This is a genomic window from uncultured Acidaminococcus sp. (genome assembly GCA_900538365.1).
In the GTDB taxonomy this organism is placed as follows: domain Bacteria; phylum Bacillota; class Negativicutes; order Acidaminococcales; family Acidaminococcaceae; genus Acidaminococcus.
In genome coordinates this window covers 1-15,389 of record UPXT01000008.1, presented here as the reverse complement: position 1 = coordinate 15,389, position 15,389 = coordinate 1, and the positions used below count along the sequence as shown (strand labels likewise).

Here is a 15,389-nt window from a genome sequence, read left to right as displayed (position 1 = left end):
ATCAGTACACAATCAGTTTGGTCACACCTACAAGGGAAAAGACCACAACAAGCATAACAGCACAGAAAGACAGGAGGAAAAGTTTCAGGAACATCTTCGACGAATCTTCCGACGAAGCCGCTTCGTTCTGGGCTACCGTCGCCATGATGAGGCTACCGCCTGTAGAAAGAGGGCTGATGCCGGCTACCGTTGCGGCCCCAACCACGCCAACAAGCATATCGACAAGGCGTAGCTCGCCGCCTACCTTGGCAATGATTTCAGGCAGGGTCGGAATGAGGGTTGGAAAGACAACGCCGTTGGCCGAGCTGAACCAGCTCATAAAACCGGCCGTAGCAGCAATCAGTCCGGCCGCCGTACCTTCCGTCATAAGGGAAGCCAAGAGGTCTGCCAAAAGTTTGATTCCGCCTGCTTTTTTGATGACGCTCATAAGAACGCTGATGCCGCAGATAAGGATCAGGACATTCCAAGGAACAAGCTTTATAGGACGCTTTTTGTCCGCCGCTCCGACAAACATGAGAAGAAACGCAAGGAAGAAAGAGACAAACCCCACATCCATACGGAAGATGACAACCATGACAACAAGGGCAGCAAGGCCGGCAAGGCAGATCTTCTGTTCCCACGTAAAGGCTTCACCGCCCGCGTTCTGAAGATCCGCGTCAAGGGTCATCCGATAACCGCCCAAGACCACATAAAAGACAGCGGCAATGAAGACGTTTGCTGCCGTGACGCCGTAAAAGACAGGAACCGCAATGCCTGGCACATGGAGGGAAGCCGTGAGGTCTGTTACGATGATTCCCGTCAGGGCAATGGGGGATGCCGTCCCACCAACAGCCCCCAAGATGGCCATGACAGCCATAAGGATAGGGTCTGCCTTCATCTGGACCGCAAGGCTGACAGCAAAGATGATCATGACAGACTGGACAGAAATGGCGCCCGGCCCGGCGGCACTCATGACATAGGAAACCACATAGATCACGACAGGCATGAGAAAGGGCCTCATTTTAAATAAACTGATAATTTTTCTCGAAAGAAGTTCCAAGGTCCGGTTGTCCTGCAGGAGGGCAAAAAAGTACATCGTTCCCAAAAGGGTCAGAAAAAGCTTGGTCGGAAAACCAGCGACAAGGACTTTGACGCTTATCCCCATTGCGGCCGTCAAGATAAAGCCCAGGGCCAGGGATACGATTCCCACATTGATGTTTTTCCAAAAGCCAATGGCAATGGCTGCAATCAGGACCAGCAGTGAAATGGTTTGCATCAGTTCTCCTCCTTTCCATCAAATCATGAAGAAAGAGGAAACAGGGCCTTTATCTGGCCTGTTCTATCCCCGTTTCCTCTTTATGGCGCGTTTAAGGTTTCTTCCTGATAGCTGGGTTTATTTCCCCAGTTTGTAGAAGTTGATGAGACTGCCGGCAAGAAGGACTTCCTTTTCTGCTTCCGTCACATCAGGAAGGTTCAGCTTCAGCACTCTCGTCTTCCCGTCTTCAGAAATGACCGTAGCCTCCACTTCTGTCAGACCTTTTTCCACAGCATTGCGTATGTTCGGCAGGTAGATGTATTCACCGGGCTGAAGGTCGATGGGATCGGTCCCGCAGGTGAAAGGCAGGATGCCCCAGTTGACACAGTTGGAGCGATACCGTTTCGTTGCGTATTCGATACAGATATTAGCAAAGCCGCCTAGAACTTTTTGGCAGCTTGCCGCATATTCACGGGCGCTGCCGTCACCAGGCCGTTTTGCATAAAGAACGCTGCCAATGCCCGTATGGTTCATGAGGCGGTCCTTAGGCACGAAAATGCCGGCCTTTTCCAAGATGGAGAAGTATTCCATGGCCGTTTTCTCATCACCCTTAAGCCGAGCCCGTTCAAATTCGCGAACTGTCTTGGCACGGCCCACGTATTTCGGATCCTTGCGGATTAAGGTGAATGCGGAAATTTTTTCCGGATTGGAACGATAGGATGCCGTTTCACCGGAAGGAATGAGTTCATCCGTCGTCGTGACTTCATCATGGATGACGCTTGCCACCTTAAGGAGAAGGTCATCTGCCAGTTCTGTCATATCAGGCCAGTCGCGGATATCCGGACCATAGACCATTTCCACATCCTTTTCGGCTTTCTTGAAGCCGTTATAGACCGTATGTTCATAAATCTGGCTGTTGAAGTGGTACTTTGGATAGGTAATATCCTGCCATACTTCTTCCGCACTCGTCAGTTTACCGCCGTTAAAGCTCGTTGCAGCAATGCTGCGGGAATCCATGAGGGCAACACAGGAGAACTGGTTCATGGCTGGGTTAGAACCTTCGCGGTTCGGAAAGTTGCGCGTTGTGTGGCGAATGGAGAATTCGTTGTTGGCAGGTGTATCGCCGGCGCCAAAGCAAGGTCCGCAAAAAGCACTCTTTACGCGGACCCCGTAGTCCATGAGTGTCTTGATGGTCCCGGCTTCCATGAGGGCTGTCATGATGGGCTGGCTGGCAGGATAAACATTGAAGTTGAAGCTGCCGACGCCGTGATTCATATATTCAGCCATCTTTCCGACGGCATAGAGGTTTTCAAAGGAACCAGAACAGCAGCCTGCGATGACGCCCTGGTCAACATAGAGCTTGCCGTCGTCATGGATCTTTCCGGCAAGGTTCCAATGGACGTTAGGGTTATTTTCAAAGGTGCGCTTGGCATTTTTGTCGATGATGGAAAGGGCTTCCTTCGGATCAGCAATGATTTCCTTCAGGCTGTAGACATTGCTCGGATGGAACGGAAGGGCAATGACCGGTTCAATCATATCGAGGTTGACTTCGATGACCTTATCATAAAGTGCGGTATCGTCCGGTTTCATTTCCTTGTAATCTTCAGGACGGCCGTGGATGGCAAAGTATTCTTCCGTCTTTGCGTCCGTCGTCCACAGAGAGGACAGACACGTCGATTCCGTCGTCATCGTATCGATGCCATTGCGGAAATCCATGGACAGGTTCTTGACGCCAGGACCAACGAATTCGAGAACGCAGTTCTTGACAAAACCATTTTTGAAGACTTCGCCGATAATGGAAAGGATAACGTCCATGGGCCCAACCCAAGGTTTCGGCGTTCCTGTCATGAATACGGCAACGACTTTCGGGTACTTCAGGGCATAGAACTTACCCAGCATGGCTTTGGCAAGTTCCGGCCCGCCTTCGCCAATGGACAGGGAGCCCAGGGATCCATACCGCGTATGGCTGTCGGAAACGATGGCCATATCGCCGGCACTCACGATCATTTCCCGCATATACTGATGGATGACCGCTTCATGGGGCGGAACAAAGATGCCGCCGTATTTCTTGCACGCCGAAAGGGCGTATTTATGAACGTCTTCATTGATCGTACCGCCGACAGCATTCAGACAATTGTGGCAGTTCGTGAAGACGCAGGGCATAGGAAATTCCTTGAGCCCGCTGGCAATGGCCGTCTGCAGGATGCCAACATAGGTGTTGTCATAGACCCCCATGGAATCAAACTTAATGCTGAGGTTTTCCCTATCGTTCGTCTGACAGTGGGCCTTCAGCACCTTGTAGGTCATGGTTCCCTTCCGCGCGGTTTCAGGGGTCGTGCCAACCTTCTCCTTCCCGCTGCGGATTACTTTATTTCTCATGACATAGGTCGGTTCGCCGTATAACTTGATCATGTTCCCTCTCCTTTTTTCAAGAATCTTTTTTTAGCTGCCCTTACCGGATGTAGACCGTGCCATCCATGATGCGGCGGGCTGTTCGGAGGACGCCGCCCTTGACGACGCGTTCACCATCCATTTCCATATCCACATCCGTAACACCGCTGGCGTGTCCCAGCATGAACTGATGCTGGCCTTCCTTCGGCTTTACAATTTCGTTCACAAGGGTTCCCGGAATAAGTGCCGCAGCCCCCGTGCAGACCGTCACTGTCATGGGATAGGCCTTATGGAGAGCACCGACGGAAATACCGCGGACACATAGGTCCATAGATTCCTTCTTGACCGTCTCCCCATCCATGTTCACATAATCCTGTGGTTCGGATACGATGGAAACCTTCGGGATGGACGTGCATTTTGTGCGGGCGTCTTCCCAGTTGTCTACAAGACCGCAAGCCTTGGCAGCAAGGCAGCGAACACGTTCAATATGTTCCATAACAGACTTATTGGCGTTTAGTTCCGTAAGTTCCGTTCCTTTGATGCCAAGGTCCTTGGCCCGGATGAAGACAACTGGGTTAGAGCAATCCATGATGGTTACTTCGATAGGGCCATAGTCCGGCACATCAAGGATATCCCGATTACTGCCCGTGGGCAGGAGTTTTCCCGTTGCCGCACCGGCAGGATCCATGAAGTACATATCGATTGGGGATCCCGTTCCCGGAACCCCTTTGATGGCAGCGTCACCATAGACATCGGCGTGACCATCCTTGACGCGGACATGTTCTTCGATGATTTTTTTCGTGTTCGTGTTGTAGACCTTGACAACCGTAATCGGTTCGACCGCTTCCACAAGCCCTTCATCAATCGCATAGGGCCCTACCGCTGAGGATATATTGCCGCAGTTGGCATTCCAGCCCAACGTTGGTTGTTTGATATCAACCTGGCAGAATGTATAATCTACGTCCGCATCGGGCCTTGTCGATTTGGCAATAATGGCGACCTTACTCGTCGAAGACACAGTGCCTCCCATACCGTCAATCTGTTTGACGTCTGGTGTGCCCATGACTTTCAGAAAAATTTCATCCCAGGCTTTGGGCTCTTCCGGAAGATCCTCTTTATGGAAAAACACCGCTTTGCTCGTCCCGCCCCGCATATAGACACAGGGGAATTTTCTTACTGCCATGATTTTGCCTCCTTAGTACTTGCTTTGTGATACAATATTCTCAATACGATTTTATATAATAAATTTCCATTCCAGAAAGGAATTGAAAATGGATACGAAAAAACTCGCTTATTTTCTCCGCCTCCACGAAAATGGGAACATCACCCACACAGCCAAAGAAGTCTTTCTAACCCAATCGGCCCTGACAAAGATGATCCAAGGCTGGGAAGAGGAATTCCACTGCAAACTGCTTACCCGTTCCCGCAAAGGAGTCCGCTTTACACGGGAAGGAGACCTGTTTGTCACCTTGTGCCAGCAGATTCTTGCTCTCGAAAAAACATTCCGAGAAGATGTATCATCAGCGACCGATGAACTCACCGGATCCATCACCATTGGGGTCTCCTTAAACTACATGAGCCGCCATTTTCCGACCATCCTGCGCCGCTTTACCCAGACGTATCCCCGCATCCATCTGACCGTCATGGATTCCCACAGTGAAAAACTCTACAGCGATCTATTGAACCACAAACTTGATATTGCCATCGTCCGCGGCGATTACAAATGGTCCGATACGAAAATTCTCCTTGATTCGGAGCCCTTCTGCCTCGTGAGCTGCCACCCCCTCACGGAAGAAACCCTCTGCCAAGAACCTTATGTGGGACACCGGACCGATATGAACACCAAGTTCAGCATTGACCGCTGGTTCTTTGAAAAAAAGCTCACCGTTCCTGACGCCGCTCTGTGGCTTGGCAGTATCGACGCCTGCCGCGATGTCATCCAAGAAGGTTTTGGCTGGTCCATCCTGCCCAAGATTTGTCTCACGGGGTTTCAAGGAAACCTGACACCCATGACCTTCCAAGACGGAACCCCGTTCCTGCGCCACACCTATGCCCTCGTCTCTCATGGAGAATCAACTGCACCCCATGTCCAGGCCTTTCTGGAAGCCTTGATGGCTTATCACAAGATTCTGTAATTTTCTTCCTCTCGATTGTACTGCCCCATTTTCATTCTGTAAAATGATTGTTAATGATTATTAACATTCTTAATTGGAATTTTAATTTCAAAGGCACAACGCCTTGACAACCAGGATGGTCTCCCGTATAATGAGTTCACTCATCAGAGGGTACGCTGTTCAAAAGAAACAGTACGCCGGATAAGATGACAGGCTGAAATGCCTGTTTTCTTATCCGGCGTTTTTTGTTGCAGCACCCGTCTAGAAAGGAGCTTTTCCCATGCCTTCGCAAATCGATTTTACCTCGGGGAGCGTTTCTCGCACACTCATCCACTTTGCCCTTCCCGTCATGTTTGCCCTCTTTCTCCAAGCCATGTACGGCACCGTCGATCTTCTTATCGTCGGTCAGTTTGCTTCCAGCACGGACGTTTCCGCTGTTGCTACAGGCGCCCAGATCATGCAGACTGTGACAAATCTCATCAGTTCCCTTGCCACAGGAACGACAGTCCTTTTGGGGCAAAAGATCGGCGAAAAAAAGCCTTCAGAAGGCGGTGAGATTGCAGGCGCCTCCCTCGTTCTTTTTGCCTTCATCGGCATCGCCTTCAGCCTCTTATTGACTTTGGGTGCGGCCCCCTTGAGCCGTGCCATGAATGCTCCGGAAGCCGCTTTTTTGAAGACGGTCCATTATCTATCCATCTGCGGCGGCGGTACCCTCATCATAATCTTCTATAACCTCATTGGCGGACTCTTTCGCGGTATGGGAGATTCCCACACGCCCTTTATTGCCGCAGCCATTGCCTGCGTGTCAAACGTCGTCCTTGACCTCCTTATGGTCGCGGTCTTTTCTTTTGGTGCCGCAGGCGCGGCCCTGGCAACCGTCCTTTCCCAATGCATCAGCGTTCTCCTCTCCTACCAGTTCATCCGTCAGAAGAAGCTGCCCTTTACGCTGACACTCGCCCATATCAGGTTTCAAAAAAAGACCATCAAGCGGATCTTGATCTTGGGGGTTCCGCTTGCTGTGCAGGATTTTTTTGTAGGCCTGTCCTTTCTCATCATCCTCGCCATTGCTAACAGCCTCGGGGTTGATGCTTCGGCCGGGGTCGGCGTCTCAGAAAAGATCTGCGGCTTTATTATGCTGGTCTCAGCATCCTTCATGCAGTCCATGGCGGCCTTCACGGCCCAAAACAAAGGAGCTGGCCGCATGGACCGTGCCGTCAAAGCTCTTCACTGCGCCATGGGTCTTTCCTGCGGCTGCGGCCTTATCATGGGCTTTTTCACCTTTTTTCACGGTGACATCCTGGCCGGCCTTTTTACGTCCTCCCCATCCGTTATGGCAGCCGCAGCGGACTACCTAAAAGCCTACGCTTTTGATGCTTTCCTCACGAGTTTTCTCTTCTGCTTCATTGGCTTTTACAATGGGCTGGGCCTGACTACGTTTGTCATGGTTCAGGGGATTTTTGGCTCCTTTGGGGTCCGCGTTCCCCTCTCCTATCTCATGAGTCAATTCCAGCCAGTTTCCCTTTTCCATATTGGTCTGGCAACACCGGCCTCAACCCTCATCCAGATCGCTCTTTGCCTTGGCTGCTGGTCCTTCCTCAAAAAGCATCCCTCGCACCTACAGTAAAAGGGTCTGTGAAGAAAGCTACATTCATTTCTTCACAGACCCTTTTTCATGTATGATGGCGGAATAAATAGCCCGCAAGAATCAAGGTCACACCAGCGACGACAGTCAGCGGCAGCAAGTTCCACGAAAGACTGGTAAGGGGCAGTCCCTCCAGGTAAATGCGCCGGATGAGTTCCAGACCAAAGCGCAGGGGATCGATATAGGTCAAAGTCTGTAGGAAGACCGGCATGTTCTTAATTGGCGTAATGATCCCCGAAAGAAGAGCCATAGGGACCATCATGACAATGACATAAACAAGCACTTGCTGCATATTCTTTGAAATGGAAGAAACGCAGAGACCAATCCCGGTAGAACTGAGGACATAGAAGAAAACCGCGACATAAAAATCAAGAAAGGACCCCGCAAAAGGCACCTTAAACCAGAAAAGACTGATAAAAAGCAGGATCGTACACTGGATGATGCCGACGATCATGGGCGGAACGGCCTTGCCGATGAGGATGATGGGTTCTGAAATGGGCGCCACCAAGATCTGCTCGAACGTCCCTTCCTCCCGTTCCCGGGCAACGGAAAGGCCTGAGAGCAGGAAGACCTGGGAAAAGCTCAAGAGCCCAATGATGCCAGGCAGAAAGAACCACCGCGTAATCTGGTTGGGATTGAACCAAGTCCGCGTTTCCAAGGACACCGGACTTTTGATTCCGCTCCTTTCCAGATTGTACCGGCTGATGATCTGCCCCATATGGCCAATGACCTGACCGGCAATCACCGTGTTGCGGCCATCGGCAATAACTTGCACGGGCGCTTCCTGATCTTGGTTCAGGCGTCTGGAAAAATCAGAAGGGATGGAAACAGCCATGACTACATCGCCCCGGTTGATATAATCATCAATTTCCCTGGCATTTTGAAGCGTCGCAGCCCGTTGGAAAAACCCTGTCCCATCAATATGGGAAATGAGGTCGGCCGATTCCTTGCTGTGGCTTAGGTCAATCACAGCATAAGGGGCTTTCTCCAAATTGTAGTTGGCCGCATAACCAAAGAGGAAGCCCAGGATGATACAGGGCACGACAATGATAAGGCGTGTCGCCTTATCCTGCCAAATGGCTAGGATTTCCTTGCGGCAGATGACGGCAAGCTGTTCCAAATAAAGCTGTATACCTTCCATCATTCCACCTTCTTTCTGGTCATCTCAAAGGCAGCGCCAATAAAGAAAAACCCGTATAAGAGCAATAGGCCGCCTTCCTTAAAGAGGATCCCCCAATGGGTACCGGATAGGAAAAGGGACCGGATGCAAGTCAAATAGTGACTGAAAGGAAGAATGGCCCCGATGAGCTGAACCCCAACCGGAGTGGACCGCAGATCAAAGATAAATCCTGAAAGGACAAAACAGGGAAGGAAGCTGATCAAGAGGGAGGACTGGCAGGCAAGAAACTGGTTCTTGGTCACTTCGGAGATGACAAGTCCGATGCCAAGGGCAACCATTAGATAGATCATGGAAATCAAGATTACCATAGCAAGAGAGCCCACAAGGGGCACCTCAAAGAGGACCCGAGAGAAGAAAAGACAAAGAAAAACCCCCACCATGGCTACACAAAAATACGGAATGATCTTGGCAAGGATCAGCTCCAAAGGGCGGACAGGCGTAACAAAAAGGGATTCAAAAGTCCCCCGTTCCCACTCCCGAGCCATAACAATGGCCGTCAGCATGATGCCCACAAGGGTCACAATCAGCATAATCAGACCGGGCAGGAAAAACCAGGTACTGGAATTGGCGTCATTGAACCACATACGGGACTCAAGGGCCACCTGCGCCGATCCTGCCATACCCTTCTGCCTCCTCAAAAAAGAAGCAATCCCGCTTTCAATATAGGTCTGGGTCGTCATGGCCGTAGCCGTTTCCACCCCATCAAGAGCGACAAAGATTTTTGCTCGGCCCTGGGCAAACTTGGATGTAAAATCTGGCGGAATATCGATGATCACACTGGCCTTTCGATCAAGCAAAAGGGCTTCGGCTTCCTTGAAAGATGTGACATAAGTGGGAGAAAAATAGCGGGACCCATTCAGGAAACTCACCGCATCCTGGGCCTTGGGAGAAGTGTCTTCCAAAACAACGGCCGTGGGAATGTCCCGGATATCAAGGGAAATGCCATACCCGATAATCAAAATCAGCGCAATGGGAAGGACAATCCCCAGCAAAAGGGAACTGGAATCGCGGGAGAGCTGGAGAAACTCTTTTTTGATCAAGGCGCTCATCCGCCGCAGGAATCCATTCATCACGAGTTCTCTCCTTTCCTTCGCGCCTGTTCAACAATCGTCATAAAGATTTCATCCATATCCGCCCCCTCCTTATGGAGGGTTTGCCGGATTTCCGCAGGACTTCCAATGGCCAACAGGTGTCCATTGTCCTGAATCATGAAACGATCACAGTATTCAGCCTCTTCCATGAAATGGGTCGTAATGATGATGGTGGTCCCCCGGGCCGCCAGAGCTGTGATCTGACGCCAAAAATTGCGCCGCGTAAGCGGATCGATTCCCGACGTTGGTTCATCAAGAAAAAGAATCTTAGGTTCATGAAGGAGCGCACAGGCCATGGAAAGCCGCTGCTTATATCCGCCCGGTAGGTCACCAGCCTTGCAGTCGAGACAATCGGACAAATAAAATTCATGGGAAACAGCCTCAATCCGCTGGGCCAATTTTTTAGGACCAAGCCCATAGACGCCCCCAAAAAAGAGCAGGTTTTCCTTGACGCTCATATGGCGATACAGCGAAAATTTCTGCGCGACATAACCAATATGGGCCCTTGCCTGTGTCCGGGCCTGCCGTAAGTTGACACCCGCCACGGAAAGAAAACCGCTTGTCGCGGGCAAAAGACCGCAAAGCATCTTGAAAGTTGTTGTCTTACCTGCCCCGTTGGGGCCCAAAAGTCCAAAGATTTCCCCCTCATGGACTTCGAAGGAAGTATTGGAAACCGCTGTAAAATCCCCAAATTTGCGGACCAGATTCTTGACAATGATATTCACGTTCCGAGGGCTGGGCAGCGCCTCCTCAGCAAGGGGGCCACCTTCTTGGAAAAAGGGGAGCGAAGCTTCTTCCGCTTTTTTCAAAAGGATCATGAAGCCATCTTCCAGCGTCGAAGGAACTGGCTCTGCCTTGATTCCGCGTTTTTCGAGATAAGGAACACCGGTCACACCTTCCTGGAGAATAAAATGAACCTTTCCGCCGCGGGGTACGGCATCGACCACATGATCCCGGTCATCGATGAGCTGGGCCTGAAGGAGCCGGGTCGGCTGCTTTTTAGGGGATTCAAGAGCATAGCAGCGGCCCCTAGCAACCTCCGCGAGACCGTCCGGGGTCCCGCTAAAAAGAAGCTGACCCTTGTTAAGGACATAGACCTTTTGACACAGCGCCGCTTCGTTCATATAAGCGGTACTGACAAGGACGGATAAATTTTCCTCATGGACAAATTCCTGAAGGATTTCCCACAACTCCCGCCGGCTGAGGGGATCGACACCGACCGTAGGTTCATCTAGGAGCAAAAGTTCCGGCGATCGAACCAAGGTGCAGGATAGGCCGAGTTTTTGTTTCATTCCGCCCGACAGATTGCCTGCAAGGCGATTGGTAAAACGTTCCAGGCCCATCATGGTCAGCAGCTTGTGAAACCGTTCCGGTCTTTTTTCTTTGGGCACGCCATGAAGATCGGCATATAGTTCCATGTTTTCCTGTATGGTCAGGTCCTCATAAAGGCCAAATTTTTGCGGCATGTAGGAAATATGGCGCTGGATCGTTTGCGCCTCTTTGACGCTGTCAAACCCCAATACGCTCAGCTTTCCTTTTGTAGGATCCATCAACCCCGCCGTAAGCCGCATGAAGGTGGTTTTCCCGGCCCCATCAGGACCAATGATGGCCGTCAGCTCCCCTTTTTTCACTATAAGATCAAGATCCTTAAGGGCTTCCACACGCTTTCCCCGCTTAAGGGAAAACGTCTTATTCAGTTCTTGGGCACGGATTATGACCTCATCCATGGCACTTCACCCTTTACAATTTGATTTTGACCGTAGCTGGCATTCCCATGCGGAGGAGATTGTCGGGATCTTCTACATAGACCCGGACTTCATAAAGAAGGGCCGGACGCAGGTCCTTTGTTTCCACATTCTTAGGCGTAAATTCGGCCGTTCCTGAAATATAGCCTACTTGTCCCTGAATCGCGTGATTAGGGAAACTATCAATATACACGCTTGCTTTGCTGCCTTCATGAAGTTTTCCCAAATCAGATTCCTTGACATAAACACGGACCCATTTTTTGGTGTTGAGAGAAATTCGAAAGACCGGTTTCTGTGGAGAAGCCATATCCCCCACTTCAAGGAGCCGTGAACGGACCACACCATCTTGAGGGGCCTTGAGTTCATATTGACCGAGGGTATACTGAAGTTCCTTCAATTCCTGGGTCAGGCTCTCCAGTTTGGCTTCTCCTGATGCAATGTCCTCTTTTCGAGGACCGGCCAGGGCAAGCTCATAATTGGCCTGGGCTTCATTGGCGCGGGCAGAAGCCGCGTCAAGCTTGCTTTTTACGTCATCGAGGGATTCATCACTGATGGAGCGGCCTTGGGAGACATCGTAAGCCGCTTGCTTGCGTTCATATTCACGCTGGAGAAAATCCCGATTCGCCGCTGTTTCCTGAGCCTTGGCAGCAGCCTGATCAAGTTCCTGCCTACGGGTCCCATTATGCAGCTTATCCACAACGGCTTGTTGGGCTGCCACTTGGGCTTCGGCAATTTTCACCTTATATTGAAGCGCATCCGAATCAAGGCGGGCAAGGACTTGGTCTTTCTTGACCGTATCGCCCTCCTCTGCCAGGATTTCAGCAATGCGGTCACTGTTCTTAAAGGCAAGGGAAACTTCCCGAAGATCGACATTTCCGTTGAGGGTCAGCGTCTGGGCAGCCAGCTTTGCTTCATGCCATTCATATAAGGCCATCCCACCGCCGATGATAAAAAGGGCGGCAAGGATGCCTAAGGCGGCCTTGCCAACCTTTTTTTGCCAAAGCCTATTGATGAATTCTTTCATGAGCCTCGTTTCCTTTCTCTTCATGCAAGCCGCCGTCTGTCAGCACCGTCTTGTGACGCCTAGCAGCGCCCCCATTTGCTTCCTCAAGCGGTCCCCAACCGCCTCCAAGGGCCTTGAAAAGGGAAACCAAGGAAGACAGCTCCTTTCCCTTTGAAACCGTATATTTCTGGTCGGCCTGCAGATAGGTCCGCTGCGCATCCAGCACATCCAGATAGGTTCCCAGCCCGCTGTGATAGTTATGACGGACCAGATCATAGGCCTCATGGGAAGCGTCCCGTCCTTTTTGGAGGGTCAGGGAAGCAGCATGATCTTCGGCAATGGCGGCCATGGACGCTCTGACTTCCCCTGCTGCCTTGAGGACCATCTTTTCATAAAGGGCCTTCTTTTCCTTTTCCGCAGCCTTCTGGACGGCTATATTCTTTTTGAGGGCCCCACCATGAAACAAAGGATAGGAAATCTGGGGAAGCACGGCAAAGCCCTGACTGCCAGCTGAGAAAAGACCCCCTCCAAGGGTCGCAAAACCAAGCAGCCCCAGGATGGAGAATCTTGGTTTCAGCGCGGCCCGCGCTTCATCGGTCCGGGCCATCTGGGCCGCCCAAGCGCGTTCAGCGGCGTGGATATCCGGCCGCTGCCTCAGGAGGTCCGCCGGAATGGCTCCATAAAGGCGGGCATCGATATCGGGAAGCGGCTGAGGTGTCTGCAGCTTCTGGTCAAGAAAGCCCGGGACAGTGCCGGTCAAAAGGGCAATCCGGGAAAGGGTCCTGGCAATGTCCTTATTAAGGGCAGGCAGCTGGGAACGGGCACTATACAGGGTATATTCCGACTGCTGAAGGGGCACATCGGAAAGGAGTCCCGCCTTGTGGTTGACCTGCAGCAGTTCCAAGGTTTCTTCCTGACTGGCAATATGGGATGCGGTTACCATCCGCTCTTGCTGCAAAGTCCGCAGGGTGATGTAGTTTAGGGCCAGTTCAGCCGATAGACTGACCCACACCTCGTACAGCTTGGCATTTTGGGCCTGAAGGGTATCGGAAGCTGTCCGCACCTTGGCTTTTGTCCGCCCAAAAACGTCCAGTTCCCAAGACGCGTCAATCCCGGCAAAGGAACCGTCTGACTGCGTGTCAAGCCCCATCTGGTCCCGTACCGGTCCTTCAGGAAGCACCCCATCAACCACATTGTCAGGCACGTTTCCCCGCATCCATCCCCCATGGAGATTGATCCAGGGAAGCCGGGCAGACTCCGCAATCCCGACTTGGGCCCGAGCTTCAGAAAGTCGGGAACGAGCGGCTTCAAGATCCTTGTTGTTCTCAAGGGCCAAAGAAATGAGTTCCGTCAGTGTGTCATCATGGAAAAGTTCCCACCAGCTAGACAGCTGCTGCAGCGATAACGAAGCATCCACGTCGTCCCGGACGTACGGATTCCCATAAGCCGTCGCCAAATCGATCCAAGAAGCATCCTTTTGCCCTGCCGCTCCGGAAAAAGTCTGCGGAGCGGATGCGGCCGCTGCGGCAAAGGCCGGGACAAAGGACCCCATGAGCAAAAAGAAGGACAGGCCAAGGGATGTCTGTTGAAGGAAGTTCAACCCATCCACCTCCCACCAAATAGAAATGATATATTATCAGCAATTATCTATTCAAAGTATAGGATTTTGTGTAAAGAAATTCAAGGAGGAGTCTCTTTCTTCTTCCATGGGTCAGGGCTTACGCACAAAAAAAGGGCTGTACAATAAAGCGATGCTTCATTGTACAGCCCTTTAGGCTCCTTATTCAGCCGTAAACGGCAGCAGAGCAACGTTTCTGGCGCGCTTGATAGCAATCGTCAGCTGACGCTGATGCTTTGCGCAGGTACCGGTAATGCGGCGCGGCAGGATCTTGCCACGTTCGGTGATGAACTTGCGCAGTTTTGCGACATCCTTGTAGTCGATTTCTTCGACTTTATCAACGCAGAAGGAGCAGACCTTTCTTCTCGGTCTTCTGTTTCCGCGGTCACGCTTGTTAATCATGTATTTCCCTCCTATCAGAATGGGATTTCTTCGTCAAAACCCATGGGAGAGCCAAAGCTTTCCATGCCCCCTTGATTCTGGGCATTTCCGCTCGGGGAAGGCGTGCTGCCTTGAGAAGAAGGAGCCGAGGAACCCGAACCCTTTCTTTCAATGAATTCAATCCGATCTGCGATGACTTCCGTGATCCAATGACGGTTCCCGTCCTTGTCATCGTAGGAACGGATCTGCAGGCGTCCTTCCACGAGGGCCCTTTGTCCCTTGAGTAAGCTGTTCCCACATAATTCAGCGGTTTTATTCCAAGTTACGATGTTGATAAAATCCGCTTCGCGCTGGCCGTTCTTCGCAGTGAAGGGGCGGTCCACCGCCAGAGTAAAGGTGCAGACGGTACGTTCCGTAGGAGTTACCCGTACTTCCGGATCGCGTACGAGCCGGCCTAACAAAAATATCCTATTCATACACCAAATCCTCCTTGCTTACTCGCCCTTGCGGATGATCATGTGACGCAGAATTTCGTCGGTAATCTTCATCACACGGTCCAATTCCTTAACGGCGGCAGGTTCAGCACTGAAAGTGGTCAATACATACAAGCCATCTTGGATGTCCTGGATGGGATAAGCCAGGTGCTTTTTGCCCCACTTATCGGTCTTTTCGATAGTGGCGCCGTTAGCCGTCAGAAGGTCGTCGAATTTTTTTACGACAGCGCTATAAGCTTCCTCTTCAACCGGCTTTACGATGTACATGACTTCGTAGTTATTCACGAAATCACCTCCTCCTTTGGATTTGCTTCCCTACGATGGGAGCAGAAGAAGTATATACTTTCATATATACAGCTTGACTATTTTACCATGCTTCATGAAACATTTCAAGAGCTTTTCTATAGCATTTTTCCTGGCGGATTGTATAATTAAGTTGAACTAAGCGTAAAATGTTTCTCGGTAGGGAAAAATAGTCCTTGCAAAATAAAGGGGA

The 15,389-nt window shown here is 51.2% G+C and carries 13 protein-coding genes; 2 read left to right on the top strand and 11 right to left on the bottom strand.

Annotated features, from left to right (window positions below; all coding sequences use genetic code 11):
• Position 1 precedes the first annotated feature (1 nt).
• From QZQ08_RS02890 to QZQ08_RS02880, 3 genes are all read right to left on the bottom strand, one after another.
• Positions 2-1,255, bottom strand: a complete 1,254-nt coding sequence (locus QZQ08_RS02890; RefSeq protein ID WP_296327565.1) for an SLC13 family permease — start codon at positions 1,253-1,255, stop codon at positions 2-4.
• 117 nt (positions 1,256-1,372) lie between these two features.
• Entirely contained in the window at positions 1,373-3,646 is a 2,274-nt protein-coding gene (locus tag QZQ08_RS02885; protein WP_296327562.1) for a hydratase, read from the bottom strand.
• 40 nt (positions 3,647-3,686) lie between these two features.
• Entirely contained in the window at positions 3,687-4,808 is a 1,122-nt protein-coding gene (locus QZQ08_RS02880) for a 2-methylaconitate cis-trans isomerase PrpF family protein (protein ID WP_296327559.1), read from the bottom strand.
• An 88-nt stretch (positions 4,809-4,896) separates the two neighbouring features.
• On the opposite strand from QZQ08_RS02880, the gene QZQ08_RS02875 reads away from it, so the two are divergent.
• Together QZQ08_RS02875 and QZQ08_RS02870 are read left to right on the top strand one after the other, a co-directional pair.
• On the top strand, positions 4,897-5,760 hold the full coding sequence (locus QZQ08_RS02875; RefSeq protein ID WP_296327557.1) for a LysR family transcriptional regulator: 864 nt from the start codon (positions 4,897-4,899) through the stop codon (positions 5,758-5,760).
• 259 nt (positions 5,761-6,019) lie between these two features.
• Positions 6,020-7,363, top strand: a complete 1,344-nt coding sequence (locus tag QZQ08_RS02870) for an MATE family efflux transporter (RefSeq protein WP_296327555.1) — start codon at positions 6,020-6,022, stop codon at positions 7,361-7,363.
• Positions 7,364-7,409: 46 nt separating this feature from the next.
• Here the strand turns inward: QZQ08_RS02870 and QZQ08_RS02865 are convergent, their stop codons facing one another.
• The 8 genes from QZQ08_RS02865 to rpsF all read right to left on the bottom strand — a co-directional run bounded on the left by QZQ08_RS02865 (position 7,410) and on the right by rpsF (position 15,178).
• Positions 7,410-8,525, bottom strand: a complete 1,116-nt coding sequence (locus QZQ08_RS02865; RefSeq protein WP_296327552.1) for an ABC transporter permease — start codon at positions 8,523-8,525, stop codon at positions 7,410-7,412.
• A complete protein-coding gene (locus QZQ08_RS02860; protein WP_296327693.1) occupies positions 8,522-9,631 on the bottom strand; it encodes an ABC transporter permease in 1,110 nt (369 codons plus the stop codon). The genes QZQ08_RS02865 and QZQ08_RS02860 overlap by 4 nt, the downstream gene beginning before the upstream one ends.
• On the bottom strand, positions 9,631-11,379 hold the full coding sequence (locus QZQ08_RS02855; RefSeq protein ID WP_296327550.1) for an ATP-binding cassette domain-containing protein: 1,749 nt from the start codon (positions 11,377-11,379) through the stop codon (positions 9,631-9,633). The genes QZQ08_RS02860 and QZQ08_RS02855 overlap by 1 nt, the downstream gene beginning before the upstream one ends.
• A 13-nt stretch (positions 11,380-11,392) precedes the next feature.
• Complete coding sequence (locus QZQ08_RS02850; RefSeq protein WP_296327546.1) at positions 11,393-12,421, bottom strand: efflux RND transporter periplasmic adaptor subunit; 1,029 nt, start codon at positions 12,419-12,421, stop codon at positions 11,393-11,395.
• A complete protein-coding gene (locus tag QZQ08_RS02845; protein ID WP_296327544.1) occupies positions 12,402-14,009 on the bottom strand; it encodes an efflux transporter outer membrane subunit in 1,608 nt (535 codons plus the stop codon). Before QZQ08_RS02845 ends, QZQ08_RS02850 begins: the two co-directional genes overlap by 20 nt.
• A gap of 171 nt (positions 14,010-14,180) precedes the next feature.
• Entirely contained in the window at positions 14,181-14,417 is a 237-nt protein-coding gene (rpsR, locus tag QZQ08_RS02840) for a 30S ribosomal protein S18 (RefSeq protein ID WP_026385409.1), read from the bottom strand.
• A 17-nt stretch (positions 14,418-14,434) separates the two neighbouring features.
• Positions 14,435-14,875 carry a single-stranded DNA-binding protein gene (locus QZQ08_RS02835; protein ID WP_296327541.1) on the bottom strand — a complete coding sequence of 147 codons (441 nt, stop codon included), beginning with the start codon at positions 14,873-14,875 and terminating at the stop codon, positions 14,435-14,437.
• An 18-nt stretch (positions 14,876-14,893) separates the two neighbouring features.
• Entirely contained in the window at positions 14,894-15,178 is a 285-nt protein-coding gene (gene rpsF, locus QZQ08_RS02830; RefSeq protein ID WP_009015739.1) for a 30S ribosomal protein S6, read from the bottom strand.
• Positions 15,179-15,389: the final 211 nt, after the last annotated feature.

Excerpts from the sequence above, each read along its gene's own strand:
- QZQ08_RS02865 (WP_296327552.1), bottom strand. The coding sequence starts at position 8,525 with ATGATGGAAGGTATACAGCTTTATTTGGAACAGCTTGCCGTCATCTGC.
- QZQ08_RS02860 (WP_296327693.1), bottom strand. The coding sequence starts at position 9,631 with ATGAATGGATTCCTGCGGCGGATGAGCGCCTTGATCAAAAAAGAGTTT.
- QZQ08_RS02850 (WP_296327546.1), bottom strand. The coding sequence starts at position 12,421 with ATGAAAGAATTCATCAATAGGCTTTGGCAAAAAAAGGTTGGCAAGGCC.
- QZQ08_RS02885 (WP_296327562.1), bottom strand. The coding sequence starts at position 3,646 with ATGATCAAGTTATACGGCGAACCGACCTATGTCATGAGAAATAAAGTA.
- QZQ08_RS02870 (WP_296327555.1), top strand. The coding sequence starts at position 6,020 with ATGCCTTCGCAAATCGATTTTACCTCGGGGAGCGTTTCTCGCACACTC.
- QZQ08_RS02855 (WP_296327550.1), bottom strand. The coding sequence starts at position 11,379 with ATGGATGAGGTCATAATCCGTGCCCAAGAACTGAATAAGACGTTTTCC.
- QZQ08_RS02835 (WP_296327541.1), bottom strand. The coding sequence starts at position 14,875 with ATGAATAGGATATTTTTGTTAGGCCGGCTCGTACGCGATCCGGAAGTA.
- QZQ08_RS02890 (WP_296327565.1), bottom strand. The coding sequence starts at position 1,255 with ATGCAAACCATTTCACTGCTGGTCCTGATTGCAGCCATTGCCATTGGC.
- QZQ08_RS02880 (WP_296327559.1), bottom strand. The coding sequence starts at position 4,808 with ATGGCAGTAAGAAAATTCCCCTGTGTCTATATGCGGGGCGGGACGAGC.
- QZQ08_RS02875 (WP_296327557.1), top strand. The coding sequence starts at position 4,897 with ATGGATACGAAAAAACTCGCTTATTTTCTCCGCCTCCACGAAAATGGG.